Here is a 4,861-nt window from a genome sequence, read left to right as displayed (position 1 = left end):
AAACGGTTTTTGGTTACCTGAAAAACAGATTAGAAATTGAACATACTCGCCATAGATCTCCTATTAACTTTTTAGTTCACATTTTTTCTACACTTATTTCATATTCTTTACAACGCAAAAAACCTTCCATTTCCAACTCTTTCTTCGTCCGCTAATCCATAGTTAGCGTTTTAAGTATTGAACAATACTATTACGTGAGTCTCTAAGCTTATATTTTGCACTATTGCCTACATTCGGAAACTCATCCTGTGTTTCTATTTTTTCAACTGTAATTCCTTTACTTGCTAGACTCTCATGGTCAAAATCAGCATTTGTAACAATAAAAAAATCCTTTATTTTGTCCTTGAATTCTTCATCACCTTGAATTTTTAAAAAGGCAGCAAAGTGTTTTGCTAAGTTAAGTTCACCACTTTTTGTCAGTAAGTCACTTATACAGATCTTCTTACTGCCATCTTGTTTATGTTTAACCTGTATAAGCATATATACTGTTGCCCCATTTTGCTCATACCGGAAAACAATATCATCAAAACCCGCAGCAGGACTCATTTCGGTGGCTAAGCGGAAAAAGTATTTTCTATCCACTGCACGTCTAAAAAACAGCATTAGCCACAATCTTTGATAGTCGATACCATGGATAAAGTGTTTTGCCCCTCCAGTAGGATAATACTCAGACACCCTCAACCTCACATAATTTTAAAAATAGTATCAGCAAATGGTAAAAAAGTAATAAACATTGATATACAGATACCATAACATAGACCTGGGAACATTTGCAAGATGTACTGTCAGGACAAATCCTCTCAAGCTGCATTAAATGCCTCAGGTAGAGGTTGTTCATGAATACCGAATTGACCCTACCAAGAAAAAGGCACACACATTGGACAAAAATGGGCAAATAGGTTAGACTTGAGTTACATTGAGCCAGTATACAGACGGAATGGGATTCGAACCCATGGTACGCTCATCACGTACGTCAGTTTTCAAGACTGGTGCCTTAAACCACTCGGCCATCCGTCCACTTCTTTTTTATCACAACATTTGATTCCAAGCAATCTATAAAAATTTCACTTGCCCACACAGAAAGTATTGAATATATCATCCAATACTTCTTCAACACTAATAACCCCAGTTACCGCACCAAGTTCAATTGCTGCAAGCCTTAAGTCTTCAGATATTAGTTCAATTGGATTGTCTATATTAAAACGTCGTAAATGTTCTATAGCTCTCTGCATGCAATTTCTGTGTCTTTGCCGAGTAATCAGAGGAGCATCTTTATCGCAGCCAAATTTTTCCTCTACTTTTTCTTTAATCGCAGAGATCAGCCTCTCCGTACCTATTCCTTTCAAAATAGAAATAGGTAAAAAATCTATGTTGTTAACTTTTATGTTGTGATTATCGTTGGTGTCATCAGCTTTGCTCAGCACGTAAATGGTGTCATTATTTGTAACACTGCAGTTGATATTGTGACGCTGTTTAAAAGGAAATAATTCTATTCTCAAATCAGCTTCACAAGACCTCTTTCTCGCACGACTTATGCCTTCTGATTCTACCGGATCTGAACTCTCACAAATTCCAGCAGTATCAGAAAGGATGATCGGGTATCCGCCGATGTCTATATGAGCTTCAAGTACGTCTCTTGTTGTGCCTGCATATTCAGAAACAATAGCGATATCGCGTTTGGCAAGGAAATTAAATAGCGTTGATTTACCAACATTTGGTTTACCAGTTATCACAATATGTAAACCCTCACGCAACCTTTCACCACGTCTGTTATCATCTAGGTGGTCTTGTATTGACTGCACGAGAACTTGCACTTCATTAGTGACCTTTTCCAACTCGTTTCTTTCTGTTGCAACATCCTCTGGAAAATCTATATATGCTTCGATTTTAGATTGCATTGCTATCAATTTCTGTCTCCAACCACTATATAACCTCTCCAATTCCCCTGACATCTGCCTGATTGCTTGTTTAGCTTGCATTTTTGTCTCGGCATCAATCAAGTCTGCAATTCCTTCTATCTGCGTTAAATCAAACTTGCCGTTTAGAAAGGCCCTAAGCGAGAATTCTCCAGGCTTAGCCATGACAAAGACTTTTGATAATTCCTCCAAGATAATCTTTATAACTGCTTTGCTTCCATGCACTTGCAACTCTATAACATCTTCACCAGTGAAGCTGTTTGGAGCAGGAAAATAAATGACTATTCCATTGTCAATCAATTGACCTGAATCATCATACAGATCAACTAAAGCAGCAAATCTAGGTTTGATGTCTTTTGTAATATGAAAATGGCTTAAAGCTTTAAGCGCGTGGCTACCTGAAATTCTGATTACTGCAACTCCTGACTTACCAAATACGGTTGATAAAGCGAAAATAGTTTCACCTGTGCTTGTCATACATAAACCAGTTTATTCCTTAGCAATGCTACACTTAAGAAACCAAAACACCTAATTTGAAAGCGCTCAAAATTTTTATTTATTTTACTAATTTGTATTAACGTAGCACTACTGTGTTAATAAATCAAAGACATCTATGAACATATTAGATAAAAAAATTTACAAAAGTCACCTATTGGCTAGTATTGACTCAATATTTATTATAGAATTGATTATTAACTATTGCTTATGCGTAAAATACTAATTTTATTGTTGATAATATTGCCAATTAAGTTGCTTGCGGTTGAGATTGAAATTATTGCAGATGTAAATGGTGAACCAATTTCAAATTTAGATATTGAAAAACGCGTTAATCTGATAAATTCACTGTTTCACACTCAAAATGGAAAGGAGCTAAGGCTTCAAATTCTGAGGCAGCTAATAGACGAAATTATCATTATTAATGAGGTGCAAAGATTAAATATAAAATTGAGTGACGAAGAGTTAAATGACGCCGTCGTGTCATTTCTAACTCAAAGCTTTAAAATTAAGGATGATGAAATTGATCAATATATAAAAGAACATAATATAGACCTTGACATCTTAAAAAAACAAATAAAATGTCAACTTTTGTGGGGCAAAATTATTGAAACAAGAATCGTACCATTTATCAATATAAGCGACAAGGAAGTAAACGATGCAAAAGGACAAATAGAAAAGCCAGATTACCTTATCACGTTTCAAGAGTTTATAATTCCTGATCAGAAAGACAAAAGTATGGCTGAAGATTTAGCGAAAAAATTACGCAATAGTGATAACGACTTTATTCCAGAACCTCCAATAAAGATGCGTAAAGCAACAGTTAATTTGAATCAGTTGAAAGGCAACCTTAGGAACGCTTTAGAAGGACTAGAAACTGGTGACATAGCAGGTCCAGTCAGTCTTAGCGAAGGTTACTCTATTGTAAAAGTAATAGATAAAGTACAACTCGACCATGCACTACTGGAAAGCGCTTTAAAATTAAAACAGGTCGTGGTTAAAAGTTCTGAAAGTTCATTAGACGATCTCAAAGAGCAGAAAGTCAATTGTTTGAATTTTGATAAATTGGCAGATAATCTTAAGTTGCCAAATGCAAAAGAATTTGAAATAAAAATGCGGGATTTAAACCCTGATTTACAGGTTTTATTTAGTAAAACAGAGGTAAATGAAATAGTAGAATTCAGAGAAAATAGCATTGCAAGGTTAATGATGTTGTGTGATATCAAAAGCAATACGGCAGATACAGAAGCTATTAAACAGGAGATATACCAACAAAAGATTATGATACAAAGTAACTTACTACTGGATGATATGCGTAAAAATGCAGCCGTCAGTTATCGATATAGTTAACCGAAACTAGGACTTCCGAGCAGACATATCATTAGATTCTTGCATAACCAATTTATGGTGAGGAATTTTTAGGAGAAACGCAACCGCAGAATACTTGAAGTATTCGAGGAGCGTAAGCAAGTTTTGACGCAGAAATTACCATTAGAAAGCAGGTTATACAAGAGAGCTATGCAAGTACACAGTTTTGCCGGACACAACAGTGCGTACTACGTGTCCTTTTACCTTGCACCCATCAAAAGGAGAATTTTTTGATTTACTAGCAAAGCTGTCAATTTTAATTTCCCATTCGTAATTTAGATCAACCAAAATTAAGTCTGCAGCAAGGTTTTTTTGTATACGACCACGTGGCATGTGTATTATATCCGCAGGTTTATATGTTAATTTTGCAAGTACGTCAAATAGGCTCATTTGCCCACTGTGGTAAAGTTCAAGTGAAAGAGGTAGCATTGTCTCAAGACCTACGATACCAAATGCAGCGTTTTCAAGTGGTAGGTCTTTGGAATTACGATCATGTGGCGCGTGATCAGTTGCAATGCAATCAATCACACCTGTTTTTAAACCTTCAATCATAGCCAATCGATCTTCTTCAGTGCGAAGTGGTGGATTCATTTTTGCAATTGCTCCATGTTGTTTTACTATGTCCTCAGTTAAAGTGAAGTGATGAGGTGTTACTTCGCATGTAACATTCAGTCCTAAGTCTTTTGCATGTTTAATAGCGTCGAGTGAATCTTTTGCAGAAACGTGTAAAATGTGATAGTGCACGTTTTCCATATCTTTCATGAGCAGTATATCGCGGTTTACCATGACTGATTCTGAAGCACTTAAAATTCCCTTTACTCCCAATTCCTCAGAAACCTTACCTTCATTAATTGCACCACCTGCTGATAAATTTAAATCTTCCGCATGCTGAGCAATCGGAACACCCAGCATACTTGAATAAAGTAGCGCCTGCCTCATAATCATTGGATTCATAACTGGCATACCATCGTCAGTAAACCCAACTGCACCTGCTTCCTTTAAAAGTGTCATTTCAGTCAACTTTTCTTCTAAAGTAGTGATTTTAGCGTAAAATTCAACGTTTACATGTGAAGTTTCAAGTG

General features: G+C 36.1%; 4 protein-coding genes, 1 tRNA gene and 1 pseudogene. 2 read left to right on the top strand and 4 right to left on the bottom strand.

The window, feature by feature from the left end; translation table 11 throughout:
• Nucleotides 1–155, top strand: a pseudogene (locus tag GO685_RS03370) (IS982 family transposase); the annotation flags it as partial.
• A 7-nt stretch (nt 156–162) separates the two neighbouring features.
• Here the strand turns inward: GO685_RS03370 and GO685_RS03365 are convergent.
• The 3 genes from GO685_RS03365 to mnmE all read right to left on the bottom strand — a co-directional run bounded on the left by GO685_RS03365 (nt 163) and on the right by mnmE (nt 2,393).
• On the bottom strand, nt 163–675 hold the full coding sequence (locus GO685_RS03365; RefSeq protein ID WP_175937573.1) for a dsDNA nuclease domain-containing protein: 513 nt from the start codon (nt 673–675) through the stop codon (nt 163–165).
• A 254-nt stretch (nt 676–929) separates the two neighbouring features.
• Nucleotides 930–1,017, bottom strand: a tRNA-Ser gene (locus tag GO685_RS03360).
• Between the two features lie 47 nt (nt 1,018–1,064).
• Complete coding sequence (mnmE, locus tag GO685_RS03355) at nt 1,065–2,393, bottom strand: tRNA uridine-5-carboxymethylaminomethyl(34) synthesis GTPase MnmE (RefSeq protein ID WP_175937572.1); 1,329 nt, start codon at nt 2,391–2,393, stop codon at nt 1,065–1,067.
• A gap of 228 nt (nt 2,394–2,621) precedes the next feature.
• Between mnmE and GO685_RS03350 the strand changes: the two genes are divergently transcribed.
• Nucleotides 2,622–3,761 (top strand): SurA N-terminal domain-containing protein, encoded by a 1,140-nt coding sequence (locus GO685_RS03350; protein ID WP_175937571.1) that lies wholly within the window; start codon nt 2,622–2,624, stop codon nt 3,759–3,761.
• 153 nt (nt 3,762–3,914) lie between these two features.
• On the opposite strand, the gene GO685_RS03345 is transcribed toward GO685_RS03350, so the two are convergent.
• On the bottom strand, nt 3,915–4,861 hold a 947-nt coding region (locus GO685_RS03345), incomplete at its 5' end, for a dihydroorotase (RefSeq protein ID WP_175937570.1).

The sequence above is a fragment of the Wolbachia endosymbiont of Madathamugadia hiepei genome (assembly GCF_013366855.1).
Taxonomy (GTDB): domain Bacteria; phylum Pseudomonadota; class Alphaproteobacteria; order Rickettsiales; family Anaplasmataceae; genus Wolbachia.
This window is presented reverse-complemented; position numbering and strand designations above follow the sequence as displayed.

Bases quoted from the DNA above. Each gene is read 5' to 3' on its own strand.
- GO685_RS03350 (WP_175937571.1), top strand. From the start codon at position 2,622: ATGCGTAAAATACTAATTTTATTGTTGATAATATTGCCAATTAAGTTG.
- mnmE (WP_175937572.1), bottom strand. From the start codon at position 2,393: ATGACAAGCACAGGTGAAACTATTTTCGCTTTATCAACCGTATTTGGT.